This is a genomic window from Chryseobacterium sp. KBW03, assembly GCF_003852415.1.
Lineage (GTDB): Bacteria > Bacteroidota > Bacteroidia > Flavobacteriales > Weeksellaceae > Chryseobacterium > Chryseobacterium viscerum.
Genome location: NZ_QAJO01000008.1, coordinates 81,416 through 97,521 on the forward strand (window position 1 = coordinate 81,416; position 16,106 = coordinate 97,521).

Annotated in this window: 12 protein-coding genes and 1 tRNA gene; 7 read left to right on the top strand and 6 right to left on the bottom strand. The window is 35.4% G+C overall.

Features of this window, described 5'->3' with window-relative positions:
• Positions 1 to 124: 124 nt before the first annotated feature.
• Entirely contained in the window at positions 125 to 6,061 is a 5,937-nt protein-coding gene (locus DBR39_RS17680) for an alpha-2-macroglobulin family protein (RefSeq protein ID WP_124535316.1), read from the bottom strand.
• Between the two features lie 18 nt (positions 6,062 to 6,079).
• On the opposite strand from DBR39_RS17680, the gene DBR39_RS17685 reads away from it, so the two are divergent.
• The 5 genes from DBR39_RS17685 (at position 6,080) to DBR39_RS24330 (ending at position 9,170) form a co-directional block, all read left to right on the top strand.
• Positions 6,080 to 6,835 (top strand): hypothetical protein, encoded by a 756-nt coding sequence (locus DBR39_RS17685; RefSeq protein ID WP_124535318.1) that lies wholly within the window; start codon positions 6,080 to 6,082, stop codon positions 6,833 to 6,835.
• Positions 6,836 to 6,838: 3 nt separating this feature from the next.
• Positions 6,839 to 7,918, top strand: a complete 1,080-nt coding sequence (gene recF, locus DBR39_RS17690) for a DNA replication/repair protein RecF (protein ID WP_124535320.1) — start codon at positions 6,839 to 6,841, stop codon at positions 7,916 to 7,918.
• Positions 7,915 to 8,598 carry a hypothetical protein gene (locus DBR39_RS17695; protein ID WP_124535322.1) on the top strand — a complete coding sequence of 228 codons (684 nt, stop codon included), beginning with the start codon at positions 7,915 to 7,917 and terminating at the stop codon, positions 8,596 to 8,598. The genes recF and DBR39_RS17695 overlap by 4 nt, the downstream gene beginning before the upstream one ends.
• A gap of 1 nt (position 8,599) precedes the next feature.
• On the top strand, positions 8,600 to 8,893 hold the full coding sequence (locus DBR39_RS17700; RefSeq protein WP_124535324.1) for a hypothetical protein: 294 nt from the start codon (positions 8,600 to 8,602) through the stop codon (positions 8,891 to 8,893).
• A gap of 109 nt (positions 8,894 to 9,002) precedes the next feature.
• Entirely contained in the window at positions 9,003 to 9,170 is a 168-nt protein-coding gene (locus DBR39_RS24330) for a hypothetical protein (protein ID WP_185147213.1), read from the top strand.
• A 58-nt stretch (positions 9,171 to 9,228) separates the two neighbouring features.
• On the opposite strand, the gene DBR39_RS17705 is transcribed toward DBR39_RS24330, so the two are convergent.
• The 3 genes from DBR39_RS17705 to DBR39_RS17715 are packed head-to-tail and all read right to left on the bottom strand — an operon-like array spanning position 9,229 to position 13,006.
• A complete protein-coding gene (locus tag DBR39_RS17705) occupies positions 9,229 to 11,259 on the bottom strand; it encodes a recombinase (protein ID WP_124535326.1) in 2,031 nt (676 codons plus the stop codon).
• A gap of 13 nt (positions 11,260 to 11,272) precedes the next feature.
• Positions 11,273 to 11,917 (bottom strand): monofunctional biosynthetic peptidoglycan transglycosylase, encoded by a 645-nt coding sequence (gene mtgA, locus DBR39_RS17710; protein ID WP_109739223.1) that lies wholly within the window; start codon positions 11,915 to 11,917, stop codon positions 11,273 to 11,275.
• Between the two features lie 42 nt (positions 11,918 to 11,959).
• The gene (locus tag DBR39_RS17715) at positions 11,960 to 13,006 is read right to left on the bottom strand and encodes an ABC transporter substrate-binding protein (protein ID WP_185147214.1); all 1,047 of its coding nucleotides are present in this window, start codon (positions 13,004 to 13,006) and stop codon (positions 11,960 to 11,962) included.
• Positions 13,007 to 13,066: 60 nt separating this feature from the next.
• On the opposite strand from DBR39_RS17715, the gene DBR39_RS17720 reads away from it, so the two are divergent.
• Positions 13,067 to 13,140 (top strand) — tRNA-Arg (locus tag DBR39_RS17720).
• A 233-nt stretch (positions 13,141 to 13,373) separates the two neighbouring features.
• On the opposite strand, the gene DBR39_RS17725 is transcribed toward DBR39_RS17720, so the two are convergent.
• Together DBR39_RS17725 and DBR39_RS17730 are read right to left on the bottom strand one after the other, a co-directional pair.
• Complete coding sequence (locus tag DBR39_RS17725; protein WP_124535328.1) at positions 13,374 to 13,985, bottom strand: FMN-binding negative transcriptional regulator; 612 nt, start codon at positions 13,983 to 13,985, stop codon at positions 13,374 to 13,376.
• 26 nt (positions 13,986 to 14,011) lie between these two features.
• Positions 14,012 to 14,476, bottom strand: coding sequence for a GNAT family N-acetyltransferase (locus tag DBR39_RS17730; protein ID WP_124535330.1), 465 nt, complete (start codon positions 14,474 to 14,476; stop codon positions 14,012 to 14,014).
• Positions 14,477 to 14,565: 89 nt separating this feature from the next.
• On the opposite strand from DBR39_RS17730, the gene DBR39_RS17735 reads away from it, so the two are divergent.
• Positions 14,566 to 16,047, top strand: coding sequence for a PLP-dependent aminotransferase family protein (locus DBR39_RS17735; protein ID WP_124535332.1), 1,482 nt, complete (start codon positions 14,566 to 14,568; stop codon positions 16,045 to 16,047).
• Positions 16,048 to 16,106 lie beyond the last annotated feature (59 nt).

The following is a 16,106-nucleotide window of genomic DNA, read 5'->3' on the forward strand; positions in this document are numbered from 1 at the left end:
CTTAATTCCAAAAATCATTCCATAATTAAACAATTGTTTGGTTTTTCGATTTAATTATATTTTTACTTGAAAGCTTTAAACAAAAAAACTGTAGTAAAATCACTACAGTTTTTATGTTTATCAATTACTCTGAAATTGCTACATTACTTCCTTTTGTATGGGCATTCATCTGTGGTGCGTAATAATTTTGCATCGTTGTAATTCCGTTTGAGAATTTACCGGATGCATTGGCTACCACATCGTATTCAAAGACATATTTTCCTTTCGGGATGTACTGAATATAGAAATTGGTAGAGGCGTCTTTGGTCGACTGATAATACCCAAGGTTATTTTTCCATTGGTAACCTGAAAGTACATCTGTAGGCTCAAATCCAGCTGCACGCATATCTTTAATATGAATAAACTCCATCGCTCTGTCGGTATTCAGGATCATTCTTACCGTTATCTTATCTCCTACTTTCAATGGGGTTTCGGTTGAGATTTTCTGAAGTTCTTCACCGTTTACGGTTTTCACTTTCTTATAGAGTTCTTTTGTCACGGAAATATAGTTTTCAGAAGATTTGATTTTATCGAGATCTTCATAATACTGCCAGAACAATCCTCCCTGAACAATTCCGGGACCAGGTTTTGTAACAGTTACAGTTGCTAAGTTTTTATCTACTGTTTCTGTTTTCACTGTTGATTTCACATATCCTGTCGCTTGCGTCTGAGGGGCTAATTCTTTTCCACCCCAAACGATGGTAGCTTTATCACTTTCTGTTCCAGTCCATGATTTTCCTGAATTCAAAATAGTGAAGATCACTTCTGCCGTACCTCTTGAGCTTCCCCATGAATTGACTTCTTTCTGGGTTACCAGCCAGATTTTCATGTCTTCAATAAAGTTTTGGTCATTGGATTTTAACTTATTGAAAGCTTCCAATGCTCCTGCGTGGTTTACGACTTTAGAACCAAACCATCCCCAGTCATTCAGGTTTTGTTTCCAGTAAACCCCTTGTGTTTTTGTATCTGTGGAAGTTTCTTTAAGGTAGGTCATCAATTTATCAGATACCTCTTTCAAACCATAATCATTCATCAATAATGCTGAACGGTGAAGTCCGAAGAATGTGAAATCTGTGATTTTAGCTGTTTTTGCTTTCTGTTTTACCAACGTTTTAAGAGAAGCTCCTTTTCCTTTTAAAGGATATTGCTTTTCCCAATAGTTTCTGGTATCAAGGTAATCCATCGCCCAGTTGTTCCAAACGTTGCCTTTTTTCACATCAAAATATTTGCTGACCTCATTGTCTACATATTGAATCAATTTTGCTATTAAAACTTTCTGTTCTGAGCTCTGATAGTCTTTCACATTATCTTTTAACCATGAATTGATTTTTCCTAAGTTTTTCAGGATATACAACGATGTTCCGTAAGAACTTGGATAACCGGGATACCATGAGAATCCACCGTCAGGGTTTTGCAGTTTTTTGAAATCATCCCAATCCTGATTGACAGAATTCTTCATCGTATTAACATCAAATAGCAATGCCAGCTTCTGCATCTGCTCTCCTTCATTTTTACTTTCCAGTACCCAAGGAGTTTCTTCAAGCAGCAACTGTTTCAACTCCTGATTTTTCTCAAGATTTGAATTTAATAATCCTTTATTCTGATATTCTTCAAAAACGGTTTTCATTTTCGGGTTGGCTTTGAATATTTCTGAAGCCAGTACGTCTGCAAACCATTTGTTAAAGATCACATCCGCAGAATTATTCTGATCATTTTTCAGACTTGGAAGCGCAAACATAATCTCCCAGATCGGATTTGTAGTCAGTTCCAGTGTATTGGAAACATTAGACGCTGTTGTAGAGGTATTATTTTTAAGATTATCCAGTACAAATGTTTTCGTTTCACCTTCTTTCACAAAAACAGGAACGGCATCCGTCACCAGCATTCTGTTAGGTAATACAGCTACGGCCTGTTGTTCACCATCAGAATAGGCTCCAGCTTTGGCAACAACTTTGAAAATAATAGAGGAAACATTGTCCGGAACTTTCAATTTCCATGTCAATGCACTGCTTCCATTTTCATTCAGATTGAAATTTTGTACTCCTGAAGTGATTCCGAATTTTGAAGAAATATTTTCATTGGTAAAGGCATCCAGAATCTGTAATTCGGCAGAACCATTCAGTTTTTTATCGGTAAGGTTTGATAGTTTAGACTGCAGATTCAGTTCATCCCCTTCTCTCAGGAATCTCGGATAGTTTGGAGTCACAGAGAATTCTTTCTGGGTTACCACTTCTTTTTCTAAAGTAGCCGCTCTTGCATCTTTAGTATGAGCCAGGAACATCAATTTCCATTTTGTCAACGCTTCCGGAGAAGTGAATTCAAAGCTTACATTTCCTTCGGCATCGGTTTTCAGATCCGGATAGAAGAATGCCGTTTCGTTCAGATTTTTACGAACAGCTACTTTTTCCAGCTCTTTCTCTGCATCATCATGATCTGAAACGCCATCTCCATCGGCTTCCATTTTCGGAGCTTTTACAGGTTCAGGAACTACATTTTGAATAACTTCAAATCTATCTTCTGCAACCGCAGCTCTGGCAGTTTTAAATTTCGCCCCAGCAATGGGTGATGGCGGCGGTGCATAAGCCGGAGCTTTCACTCCTTCCTGATTGCTAAACCCTACAATTGTTTCTTTTGAAATCGAAAAATACGAAAAGTCACCATCAAACCAGTTAAACTGAGGAACTGCGATATACCTGTCTTCGAAATATCTCAATCTCTTTTGATAGTTTTGCTGCTGCAGATAATTTTTGATCCCATAAGAAGTTACTATCACAAATGGGGTATACAATTTTCTCCAACTGTAATTATTTGCGGCAAACTGATCCAGAGACATATCATACATATTGGCCAATACCTCAGCATTGATCTTTTCTTTATCATTTCCGGTTACTTTTACCGTCCATTTTTCCTTAGCATTCGGCTCAAGTTTATCTCTGAAGGTTACCGTTTCAATTTTTAAAGGTTTTTCTGTGTCTTTTATTTTTAAAGAAACAGATTCTGTATTCACATCATTGAATGCCACCAGCTGAAACTGAAGGTTCAGATCTGATACATTTTTATCTTTAGGTATTTCAGCGGTATATTCTAATATTCCTTTTTTCATCTGATGAACTTCTGAAACAGTTTTTCCAGATCCATCCTGTACAAAAACATTGACCAACGCATCAGGAACTGCTGAGAACACATACACTTTCGCCTTTTCTCCTCTTGACAATTCTTCTTTCGGAGCAATCACTGTAAGGAATATTTTTTGAGTAGGTTGTAAAGCTGTTTTATCCCAAACACTGAAATACTGAGAAGTCTTGATGGTATCTTTTCCTTCTATATTGAAAAGTTCCAGTTGGTAATCTCCTGTTTCCAGTTTTCCTAAATCAAGATTGGTTGAAAGCTGAGTATTGTCAGTAGATGGCTGTTGTTCTCTTTCAACTAAAACTTTTTCCGTTTTCCAGTTTTTGATCTCATCATTTTTATCAAAAAGATCATGTGGGAATTTGCTGATAAATTCTTCTTTAGAATACTTCGGAAGATTCTGAACATCAGATTTGAAATTATCTCTGAAAATCCTGTCCGGAGCAATCAGTTTTGATAGCTTAACCTGATATGGCTTTTTAAGATTCTGTTCGTTATAATTTTTAGTTTCTACCTTTAATTTTACATTTTCGTCTGTAAAAATATTGCTGATATTTTCTGCCTGAATATAGTGAGAAACCGAAGCTACTTTCAATTGGGTATCCGCTGTCTGCGTTTCACCATTGATATCTGTAACGGATGCATTGATGACATAGTTGTCAATCTGTATTCCTTCCAGTTTTTCATCTTTTTTAAGCTCCAGACGGATAACAAATTCTCCTTTTTCATTGGTTTTTGCTTCTCCAAGAATTGAGTTTTCATTATCATCATTCTGTGGATACCAGCTGAAGTACCTCCATCTGATATTCTGTTTCTTGATTTCATAGTTCACTGTGCTATTGTTCAATGGAACACCGGAGAACATAACCGCTTTTCCTTTCAGTTCTATAGTCTGACCGTATTTGTACTCCTCTTTTACAGGATCAAAGGTGACTTCAAACTTAGGTCTTTTATATTCTTCTACTTTGAAATTTTTATATCCCTGGCTTTCTCCGTCTATTCTCAGATAAAAATTACCGTTTAGTTTTCCTTTTGGAAGAATGAAACTTCCATGATAAGAACCAAATTCGTTGGTAGTGAATTCCTGTGAAGAAACCTCTTCACTATTGGTATTTAATAAAGTTATTTTTTGTTTTAATCCAGAAAGAACTCCTTCAACTTCCTTATCAATTCTTGTATTAATAACCTTGAAATAAACAGTCTGTCCAGGACGATATATCCCTCTGTCAATGAAAATCTGAGCGGTTGATCGGGTCTGTTTATTAGGATTATAATCAGCAGCAGATCCTCTGTTTCCATACACCTGCATGATCTGGAAATCATTCGTCTTAGGCTGCTGGATCAGGAAAGTTCTGTAATACTCTTTACTTTCTGTTGATGGGAACTTAAACACTCCATTTTCATTGGTTTTACCTTCAATTTTATTCAATGTTTTATTGGAAACAAATTCATAAAATCTAAGACCTTCATTGGCTAAAGGTTTACCATTTTCACTATTTACCAGCTTCAACTCATCAGAAAGAGGTTTTCTGTCTGTTTTAGACTGGTAGATAATTCTGTTTCCGGAAACCAGAAAATACAAATTCTGTCTGGAATCTGTATCTTTCATATCCGCTCCTGCAACGGTAAATTCTGCAACATATACTCCTGAAGGAAGCGGTTTTACCTCCAAAGAAGTTTTATGATTCTGATAATCCTTAGGATCCGGAAGCTGGAATGTTTCTTTCCTTACCAGATTCTTTTTCAGTTTTCCAAAGGTATTGGAATAAGAGTCCTGAACATATTGAAGCAACGAAGTAAAATCGTCTTTCACTTCATAAATATTCAGGGTAAATTCTGATACATTCTGGTATTGTGCCACAAAATGAATCGGGAGATTATTCTGAGTCTGGGATTCGTATTTTAGGGTCAGATAAGGATTTACAATCTGCGCTTCTTTACTTTTGATATTCTCGAGGAAAAGAGATTTCGGATATTCACTTTTAGCCTGAGCAGCCAATGCAATCGCTTCTTTAGGTTTCTTCTGGACGACAAGTTCATCCATAATGTCTCCCATAATCATCACTTTATAATCCCCTTCTACATTAGATTTCAACAGATTCTGAAGCTGCTGAAGTTTATCTTTGCAATGATTGAAATTACAGTTCTCCGTCAACTTTTCCTTCATGAAATACAGCTTTGAATTTCCGCTGTTCTGTTCGATCAGTTCATCATAGATGGCATTGACCGTCGTATGGTTTGCTGTCAGTTCATTTTTGGTGAAAATATTGTTTTCAGATAAAAATGCCACCTTCTTTATTGCATACCAATCTGCCAGTGTTGGGAAATAGGCTATATCACTCGTTCCAGAAAATATATTCTTATACTTTTCCAGGGAAATCTTTTTCATTTCAGGCTTCTCCTGATCAAGTTCCTGGAAGTTTTTAGTCAAATAGTTTTTAAAATCAAGCTTACTCCAGGTTTCAATCTGTGAAACATCCTGAGAGTTGATATTGGTTCTTCCGTTTATTTTCCATGAGTTCTGGTCGTAATAATCCATGAAAAAACCATTCAGTAAGACTTTGTATACCAGTTTACCTTCTCCGTTCACTTTCCCTTCTGCATCCTTAAGTTTTTTGAAAAATTGGGAAGCAGAATCGTTCTGGTCATCATCCACGGTTTGATTTACAATACTGAACTCCGCTTTCAGAGATCGGATCAGTTCGAAGGCATTATTTTCTTTCATGGCTTGTTTTTGTATGTCTAAAATAATGGGAAGATTAGATTTATAAGCTCCTTTCGTACTATTTTCAGCAATTTTTTTCCATTGAGTATCGTAGTATTTCTGTGCGGATACCGTTGAAAAGCTTAGCATTACAAGCAAAAGCAGAAAAATCTTGGAAAATCTTTTCATATATATTAATTTTGATAAATGAACATCTTAAAAATACTCAAAAAAACCATCATAGACAGCCAGATTTATGTCTCCCTTATGGGAACTCTTTTTGCAGTATTTTTCATGACAGAGCAAAACACATTCCGTTTCCCTACTTTCGCACTTATTTTCATCACTTATTTCAGTGGTTATCTGTATACTAAATATCAATATACCAGGCATTTTTTCAAAATACTGGTTGTAAATGCACTCGCAGGAATCATCTGTGCTCTCCTGATCATCTATAATCATAATGAAATAAGACTATTGAAATGGTTCATCATTGTGGTGCTGGGATTACTTTACAACAGCTTTTTCCTTGATGTTTATATCCGAAAAATACCCTTGCTGAAAGTTTTTTATGTAGGATTGGTATGGGCATTGGTCAATTGCTGGCTCACTCTTCCGGAATTCAGTATTCCGATTTTTCTGATCAGTTTTTTCTTTATCACGGCACTTGTACTACCTTTTGATATCCGGGATATGAATAGTGACACAGTAAAAACTTTCCCCATGCTGATAGGGGTACAAAATACCAAATATATTGCGTATGCTCTTGTTTTCATCAGCAGTATTATTGCTACTTTCTATCTTGAACTACAATATGCTTTGGCTTTTTTTATGGCAAGCATTATAACTTATATCCTCATCTATTTCTCTGATAACAAAAGAGATGACGCTTATTATTCATTCGGGGTGGAAACTTGTTCGGCACTTCCTTTTTTATTTTTACTAATAATGGAGTATTTTTGACGAATGATTATCAAGAAGCTTTCCCTCTACAATTTCAAAAACCACTCAGAGAAAAAATTTGAATTTTCACCGCAGATCAATTGTTTTGTGGGGAATAACGGCGTGGGAAAGACGAATCTCCTGGACGCTCTGCATTATTTATCCGTAGGAAAAAGCTTCTTGGGAAATACTGATCTTAACAATATTAAAGCAGAGGAGGATTTCTTCACCATTGATGCTGAAATTCAAAATGAGGACAGTGAAGATATCATTAGAATTACCCAGCCCAAGGAAGCTAAAAAGGTGATCAAAAAGAATGACAAAAGCTATGACAGGCTTGCGGACCATATCGGTTATCTTCCGAGTGTGATGATTTCTCCCTATGATTCTAATCTTATTTCTGATTCTGGAGAAAGCAGACGGAAATTTCTGGATTCTATGATCTCTCAAACGGATTCAGAATATCTTTTTGACCTTATCCAATATCAGAAAACCATTCAGCAGCGAAATGCGTTGCTGAAATATTTTGCCAAAAATAGGACATGGGATAGAGATTCACTGGAAATCTATGATGACCCTATAACCCGATTCGGGACCAAAATTTTCAAGAAAAGAAAAGAGTTTGTAGAACAGCTGAACCCTATCGTTCAGAATTTCTATGAGATTATTTCCGGCGGAAAAGAAACGGTATCTGTTATTTATGAATCACATCTGCTTGAAAATTCTTTTGAAAACCTTTTAAAAGAGAGTATTGAAAGAGACCGCATGCTGACTTATACTTCAAAGGGAATTCATAAGGATGATCTGCTTTTTGAGATGGATCATGTTCTGATCAAAAAGATCGGGTCTCAGGGACAGCAGAAATCTTTCCTAATCTCTTTAAAACTGGCTCAGATGAGTCTTGTAAAGGAGTTAACAAAAAAGACCCCTATCCTACTGCTTGATGATATTTTTGATAAGCTTGATGACAACAGAGTTTCACAATTGATTGAGCTCGTTAATAAAGAAAGCTTCGGACAGATTTTCATTACGGATACTCACAGAGAACGTACGGAAAGTGTGGTGAAGAAAATCAATGAGGAAAGTATAATTTTTGAGATATGACATCAAAAACTCTTATCTTATTATTTTCAGTACTTTTTCTATTTTCCTATGGGCAAAAGAAAAAGAGAAAACCTGTAGATCTGTTAGCGGAATATCATTCTTTCAAGGAGGGTGATCTCAGAAAGGATTTTAAACCCACACCACTCCATAAGAGAATAGCCACATTTCCTTTTAATAAAGCAACGAAGGTAAAAATCATTTCTTATAATCTGAATTTAAAAAGAAGTACTGCCAATTCTTACACGCCTGCTCCTCCGCCGCCAAAAACGAAAGAAGACTCTATTAGGCTTACAAAATATTACGATAGTATTAAAAAAAATAAAAAGTTTGAATTAAGAGAAGCTGTTGACCAATCTGTCTTTACGGGCATTCAGGAATCCAAAATTTTAACTTTGTCTGAGATTTCTGAGCTTACCGATGTAATCTACAATACCTGCGACAAATATTATATTAAATCAGTCTCCTCCAGCGGATGTTTTTTTCCAAGAAATGCAATCTTATTCTATGATGAAAGTGATACGATTTTTGCTTATTTAGAAATTTGTTTTGAATGTTCAGGAATTGAATCTTCCCCCAGAAATATACTAGATCCTTTCAAAACTTGTGAGTATCTTTATCCTGATTTGCAAAAGTTTTTTAGAAGTAAGGGACTAACAACTGAATATGTAGAGAAAAAATAGTATGAAGAAGAAAAAACGTGAATATCAATCCTCTGAACTGGTAAAATCTTTTGCCAGGATCTACGGTTTTGAACATAAACTTATTGCTTTTGACATCAAAGATTTCCTTGAAGAGTATCTTGATGAAAGCCTTTTCAAGGAAATAAGAAGTGTCAACATTGAAAAAGAATGTATTATTATTAAAATTGATTCCCCTCTTTTGAAACATGATTTTAAAATGCGTAAAAGCTTTTATCTCAAAAAGTTTCAGGATAAATTCGGAGCGGAAAAATTTAAAGACCTTCAGATATTGTAAGCATTACAGGGAAAAATTACCCTAAAATAATTCACCATCGTTGAAATTATTTTGATTTATTGTATTTAATATGTATCTTTAATATTCATTAAATAAACTATTTTTTACCATGAAAAAGATACTTACATCAAAGAAATTATCCCGAAAAAGTTTAAAAGCAGTGCAAGGTTCAGGTGATCGGATGACATGCTGTGCATTAAGCTGTCAGAACCTAAATGAATGTGGTTTTTGGGAGCAGCTTCCTGCAGAATGTCCGGAACTTCCTTATTGTGTTTAAAAACAAATACCTATAGAAAAATGCTACCCGCGGGTAGCATTTTTTATTTTAAATACTGTTAATGTTCTTCTGATTTATTAGAAATGGTACTGCTCATTAAATCATCTGCTTTTTTATCCAGTCCTGAGCTTAATGGCAGGAAGAATTTCAGCGGATGTTTTGCAAAGTATCTGAAAATTTCTTTATAGATCTCACTTACCTGTCCGAAATTCATCTTTCTGGATCTGAATGCCAGAAACATCGATAAACTGAAACTTACCAGAAAGTTAAAGAAACCGATCAGAAATACAGTTATAAAAGACATCCAGAATGTATAGGAATCTACTGAAAAATCTTTTCCATACAGTCCCAGTGCAAAGTTACCTGCAGCAAAGGTAATGTGTCTGATATCCAGATCCAGCCCAAAAAACATTCCTACCGGAGCTGTCGCCCCAAGGAACACCCCAAACCAGAAATTGGAAATGATTCCCGGCCAGTTTTTAGCATAATATTTTGAAAGTCCTTTTGCAAATTTCTTCCCAAAGAAGCTTCTTATCGAAAGGTTTTTAGCAATTCTTTCGGGAATCTGATAAAACACAGAATTGTTTCCGATATTCCCCGAAATAATTCCGGAAATGAAAAGATAGAACCCCGCAATACTTGCATGCAGAATTGCTTTTGATTTAAAAGGATCCAGATCTTTTAATAATTTATCAGAGCGTTCTACGGCAAGGTTTTGCGAGAAAAATACATCCAGTCCGTAAATGATGGCGAGTGCTATCGGAAAGGCAAGCAATACATTTCCTACAAAGGCAATAAACTGACTTCTGAATAACTTAGAAACTAAATGGGCAAACTCTGTATTATTTCTTTGGGCTTTTCCCTCTTCAGATAATACTTTCGTCATCGTAGCAGCCGTCATAGCAGGCTGTTTTGTAGCAAGAGTAAATCCCATCAGATAGATCATCACAAATCCCATCGCGTAGTTCATAGAATACAGAAAGGCATGTGAAAAATCACTTCCGGGGATGTATCCATACAGCATTTTCAGAACACAAAGCGCTCCTACAATGATTCCACCACCACTCGCTTTGTAGAACATGGTCATATATTCTTTTCTTGTAGAAGTAATATAATGGGTTCCGGCTTCTGCGGTATGATTGGTAATAAGGTGGGAAATCAGCCTCGTACTGTCGTTGATGAGATCTGAAATATTATTTTTATGAGATTTATAATTTAGAATATTAAAGATCAACTGCTTAGACTTTATCAGAACGTCCTCATCGGTATCAATAACCAAGAGCTGAACAATCTCATATATTCTTTCGGTCTGCTGGCGAATCTTTAACAGGGACTGATTGATCTTTCCAGAAATACCATATTTGGCTGAGTTTTTAAAAGCAATATTAACAAACTCCTGGCATTGTTCTGCATAGATTTTTATCTGCTTATATCTGCTGTCCTTAGAATGCAGCTGCATTTCAGGATCTTTTACCAGATCTTCGGCTAATGTTTCCAGCTCATTCTGAAGGGCAAGAAACGGATTGTGTAAATTCCTGTACTGTGGAGCCATTCTCACCACTTCCACTTCCATAGCCATCCCTGTAACCCTCCATGAAAGGATATTCATAGAGAATATAAGTTCTTTTTTCACGTTGGGCCGGATAATAAAATCCGAAGCGCCTAACATGTTTAAAAATTCATCAATCTCATTTTCAGGAAGATTGTGAAGATATTTTAAATCCTTATTGGGTCTAAGACTGACATTATCAATCATATACCACACCGTTTTTTCATTTTCAACGGGTGGCAGAACCTTGTTCAGAATTCTTTTTTTAAGTTCCGGAAAGAAGGCATTTTCTGAAAGAATATTAGCTTCCGTCAGCGAAAGATTGAATGGTCTTCCTCTAAAAATATTGTGAATGTAATGTTTAAAGTTCTCGGCAAAATTAGGATTGCTTCTGAAAAAATTGAGCACATCTGTAAAGTCTGCTTCTTTGATCGTCTCTAAAAACTCTGCAAAAGGTTCTAAAGAAAGGGTTTCATTCTTAAAAGAAAAATATTTTTTAAGAACTGACTCAAAGTTTGTGCTGGAATTAAAGAATTTCATTAGTACAAAGATACTATTTCAAACTCACATTCCTCATCTGTCTCATAATCCAATTATGTTTCTTTCTCAAATAAGGAGATGGATTTTTAGGATCATATTTCTTTGGATTAGGCAATACAGCAGCAATCCAGGCTGCATCTGAAGCACTTAGATCTTTGGATGGTTTTCCAAAATAGTATTGGGCAGCCGCTTCTACCCCAAATACTCCCTGCCCCATTTCAATGGAATTCAGGTATCTTTCAAGGATAATATCTTTGCTCCACACTTTTTCGATGATAAAAGTATAGACCGCTTCCAGTCCTTTTCTCACCCAGCTTCTCCCCTGCCAAAGAAAAACATTTTTAGCAGTCTGCTGAGAAATCGTGCTTCCACCTCTTACTTTTTTGCCTTTCTCATTATATTTCATGGCTTTTTCGATGGCTGTATAATCGAAACCGTCATGATCAAAGAATTTCTGATCTTCAGAGGCTATCACAGCCTTTTTCACATTGCTTCCCATCTCGTCATAGGAAATATAATCTCTGTGTAGTTTTCCGTATTCAAAAAGCCCTCCTATCTGGGTAATCGTTATAGGAGGATTAAAAAATCTACCCCATATAATAAAAACAACATTCAGAACAAGAACGATGAAGATAAGCTGTTTAATTTTTTTCCACATAATCTATAAAAAGGAAAGGCAAAAATAAGCAAATAGTATGAGTTACTGCAATTCTTTCATATAAGTAAGCTGATAATTGGGTAAAAGTTCTGGATGGAAGATCTTAATGTAATCTTTAAGGATCAGATCCGCTCTTACCACGCCACTTTCGAAGAAATCATTCGCTTTCAGTTTCTCTTTTCCTGCAATAGTGTATATTTTTCCTTTATTGAAGACATCAAGCTTCCCATAGAAAGGATTCATGCCCAGCATTTCTTTTTTTGAAGTATGGCTTCCTGCATTTACCCAATACTGAACGCCCCCTGCTTTTGCATAGACTTCCTCAAAGCTCATTGTCAAAGCTTTTTCATCTTTATTATCCTTCATGATATAATTGGCATTGGCGTCAGAAATATAATGAGCAACGGAAGTATTTCCTCCAGGAAGATACCATACATCTCCATACATTTCATTAGCTAGAACAACAGGTTTCTCTTTTGCTGTTGAAGCCAGTTTTTTCAGCTCACTATAGTTTTTCTCAACTTCCTGATATTTAGCTTCAGCCTCTTTTTCTTTTCCTAGAAACTCCCCGAAAAGCTTGATATAAGCTGTTTTTTCTAATGGCTGCTGTTCCATATATTCATCCAGGAATATCACCTGAATTCCATTATTTTTCAACAGTTCATAAGTATTGTCAAAACTGGCAATATGATTGGTGAAAATAGCATCCGGTTTCATGGAGATGATCTTTTCCACATCATATTTCTGCTCGCTGCCTACATTTTGGATTTTCCCTTCTTTGAGCAGATTCTGTATTTTTTCCGAATAAATATATTCCGGACTGGAAACCCCTATGATTAAACTTTCTGCTCCCAACTCGGAAATATACCCGGCCATACTAGCATTCAGCAGAATTATTTTCTTAAAAGGAGTTTGATTTTGCTTAAAATTATAAGTGAAATTCCCCGATTTTAGTTCAAGAACTCCATTATGTTCCTTAAATTGGGTACGACCTGAGATATTTGTCCAATCTGAGGACGAAATTTTTGATTCTCTTTTACAGGCTATTAGCGAAAATACCGTAAATAAAAGTAAAATTTTCTGTTTCATCTTTCAAAGAACGGAAAAAAGTGCTATATTTGCAAACCTTTAAACAACAAGGTAACACAAGGCCTCGTGGCGCAACTGAATAGCGCATCTGATTACGGCTCAGAAGGTTACAGGTTTGAATCCTGTCGAGGTCACAAACGCCCAAATGGCTCCAATTTAATCTAAATTGAGCCATTTTTTTTGTTTTTGATTCCAGAATAATCCAGATTAATCTTTTTTACTGTTTTGGTAAATCTAGATGCGAAACATTAAAAAAAAAAATTGTAAATGATACCTCACAAATTATTAAGATTTTCTTGGTACATTAAAGTACATAGTAACCAATTGTATTTCATTGCCTTGCTTACTTTTCTCATCAGACTTACATTTATTTCTTAATACTCTTAATATATTTAGCAATGTCTCTTTCAGACGTATTCTTGCTTTGTTCAAGATGTTCAGCAATGCGCCTTCTTTCTTCAGCTGTTTTATTTTGGCTGAGTTTTTTTTGAGCTTGCAATTCTTCAATTTCAATTTCGAATGCCACAATCCCATTCATCATTCCCAATTTGAATGGATCCGATAAACTGTTCCACTGCATCAAATAATCCTTTTCATAAAAAACTATCATATCTTTCAGTGCATTAATTTTTCTTTGTTCGTCCCTGATTATATTTGCTCTGCCATAGGCATGCACTGCTATATAATCCCAAGTTGGAACACTTTCCTTTTTATCATAATGAGAAGGAGAAATGTAAGAATGGGGTTCAGTAAATATAATTAACGACATCTGATCTTCAATACATATAGATTGTTCATTTGATTTAGCAAAATGAGAAGTAATGAACAACTTACCATCTAACTCAGCAACTGAAAAAGGTAATTGCGTAGCGATCGGAAGTTCATTCTTAGTATTGATAATCGTAGCAAAGCTATACCTTCTCATAAAAGATATTATTTCCTTCCTATCATCAAAATAGAAACTATTTGGGATATACATAGTTGATAAATTCTGAATTTACAGGATTAAATACTCCATTCGTAGCTGAGCCACTCTGTATTCTCCTTTGCACCCAAACGTTCGTAAAATCTTTTACCTGAATCGTTCCAAGGTGCAACAGTCCATTTGATCTGTGTACAATTATGCTGTTTTGCTTCCTCTTTCAATGCATTCATCAATTTCTCTCCTATCTTTTGGCCTCTATAATGATTATCAACGTATAATTCCTTTAGATAAATTGCAGGTCGATTTTGTGCAGTATAGGGAAGAAAATAATACACCAACATTCCTGCAATCTCATCTCCATTCTCGGCAACAATACAATAAAAATCAGGAGGCGTCTTTCTAAATCCACTATTTCTCACAATCTCAGGGGTGATTGCGAATGAATCTATATAATGTTCAAAAACGGCAAGTTCTTTCATAAGAACCCAAACCTTGTCACTATCCGATTCAACTGCTTTTCTGATTATAATTTCATTTTTATTCATAAAAAGTAATTTAAAGATTTGTAATAAAGAATTTTATGATACAAAAATAAAAGCAAATTGGTTTATATTTGTAGTCCAATATTAACATTATGAATAGTCCAATTATTGAAACTTTGTTTAGTCAGATATTAATAAATAATCATAATGACAGACCTGTCTATCTGCAAATTTCAGATGAAATACTCATGCTTATTAAGAATGGGAAATTAGGATCTAATCAAAAACTTCCGTCATCAAGGGAAATTTCAAAAATGTTAGGAGTTAATAGAGTTACAGTATCCAAAGCTTTTGAAGAATTGCAAGCTCAAGGGTGGTTAGAAAGTTTTGTAGGACGAGGAACTTTTGTCTCTTCTCATATTCCCACATTTGAGCCCAAAAAGCTTCAAGACTCCATTATTCAACTTGGATTAAAAACAGCTGGATTTAAGGTGAATGACAATCAATACGTGGCAAATCCTTATTTTATACCCACCTCAATGCTACATTTGGATGATGGTTATCCTGATCCAAAACAAGCTCCTTTACAAGAACTTTACAGAGCATATCGCAACCAGCTGACACGTAGTGGCCTTTATGATAAATTTGGTGCTTACGGCTCTCCAGATGGTTCAGAAATGTATAGAGATTCAATATCTAAATATTTAAATGAAACCAGAAATTTAAAAACTACAAAAAAAAATATCCTGTCCATTCGTGGAACTTTAATGGGAATAAATCTCGTCTGCACATCATTAATCAATCCGGGAGATGTCATTGTATCTGGAATTCCAGGATGGCAGCGTGCAGAACATAATTTTCTGCACGCCAGGGCAAAGCATATTGGCATACCAATAGACGAAAATGGAATTATTATAGAGGAATTGGAAAACATATGTAAAAAATCCAAAGTCAGAATGGTATATGTGACTCCGCATCACCACTATCCTACTACTGTCTCATTGCGTATTGACAGAAGACTTGAGCTTCTAAGGCTGGCCAATGAATATGGTTTCATCATTTTTGAAGATGATTATGATTTTGATTTTCATTACAATAATCGTCCTCTCTTACCTTTAGCAAGTGCAGATGAAAATGGGATGGTTATCTATTGTGGTTCATTTAGTAAAAGTTTTTCGCCGGCCTTTCGTATGGGATATCTGGTAGCTTCTGAAAATGTAATTGAACATCTTGCTAATGTTAGAATTCTACTGGATCGTCAAGGTGATCATATATTGGATAATGCAATGGCAGAAATACTAACAGATGGAACGGTTCAACGCTATACTCGAAAGGCATTATCGGTGTATCATGAAAGGCGAGATTATTTTTGTTCCTTGTTGAAAAATGAGTTGGGTGATATCATAAACTTTTCAGTACCAGAGGGAGGTATGACTGTATGGGCTGAGTTTGAAAAAAATCTAGATTTGAAAAAAATTACTGAGCAAGCGTATTCAAAAGGATTATACTTTTCTGATGGGAGCGTTCACAAATACGCCAGCTTTAATAAAAATGCAACAAGATTGGGTTTTGCGTCCTCAACGACAGATAATCTCTCACAAAGTATTGATATTCTTAAAAGAATTGTTTTATAATAAATAATTGGACTATAGACTTTATAAGAATTGGACTATTAACCTAAAATCTACAGGAC

Coding starts and splice junctions, on each gene's coding strand:
- DBR39_RS17680 (WP_124535316.1), bottom strand. CDS start 6,061: ATGAAAAGATTTTCCAAGATTTTTCTGCTTTTGCTTGTAATGCTAAGC.
- DBR39_RS17685 (WP_124535318.1), top strand. CDS start 6,080: ATGAACATCTTAAAAATACTCAAAAAAACCATCATAGACAGCCAGATT.
- recF (WP_124535320.1), top strand. CDS start 6,839: ATGATTATCAAGAAGCTTTCCCTCTACAATTTCAAAAACCACTCAGAG.
- DBR39_RS17695 (WP_124535322.1), top strand. CDS start 7,915: ATGACATCAAAAACTCTTATCTTATTATTTTCAGTACTTTTTCTATTT.
- DBR39_RS17700 (WP_124535324.1), top strand. CDS start 8,600: ATGAAGAAGAAAAAACGTGAATATCAATCCTCTGAACTGGTAAAATCT.
- DBR39_RS24330 (WP_185147213.1), top strand. CDS start 9,003: ATGAAAAAGATACTTACATCAAAGAAATTATCCCGAAAAAGTTTAAAA.
- DBR39_RS17705 (WP_124535326.1), bottom strand. CDS start 11,259: ATGAAATTCTTTAATTCCAGCACAAACTTTGAGTCAGTTCTTAAAAAA.
- mtgA (WP_109739223.1), bottom strand. CDS start 11,917: ATGTGGAAAAAAATTAAACAGCTTATCTTCATCGTTCTTGTTCTGAAT.
- DBR39_RS17715 (WP_185147214.1), bottom strand. CDS start 13,006: ATGAAACAGAAAATTTTACTTTTATTTACGGTATTTTCGCTAATAGCC.
- DBR39_RS17725 (WP_124535328.1), bottom strand. CDS start 13,985: ATGTATATCCCAAATAGTTTCTATTTTGATGATAGGAAGGAAATAATA.
- DBR39_RS17730 (WP_124535330.1), bottom strand. CDS start 14,476: ATGAATAAAAATGAAATTATAATCAGAAAAGCAGTTGAATCGGATAGT.
- DBR39_RS17735 (WP_124535332.1), top strand. CDS start 14,566: ATGAATAGTCCAATTATTGAAACTTTGTTTAGTCAGATATTAATAAAT.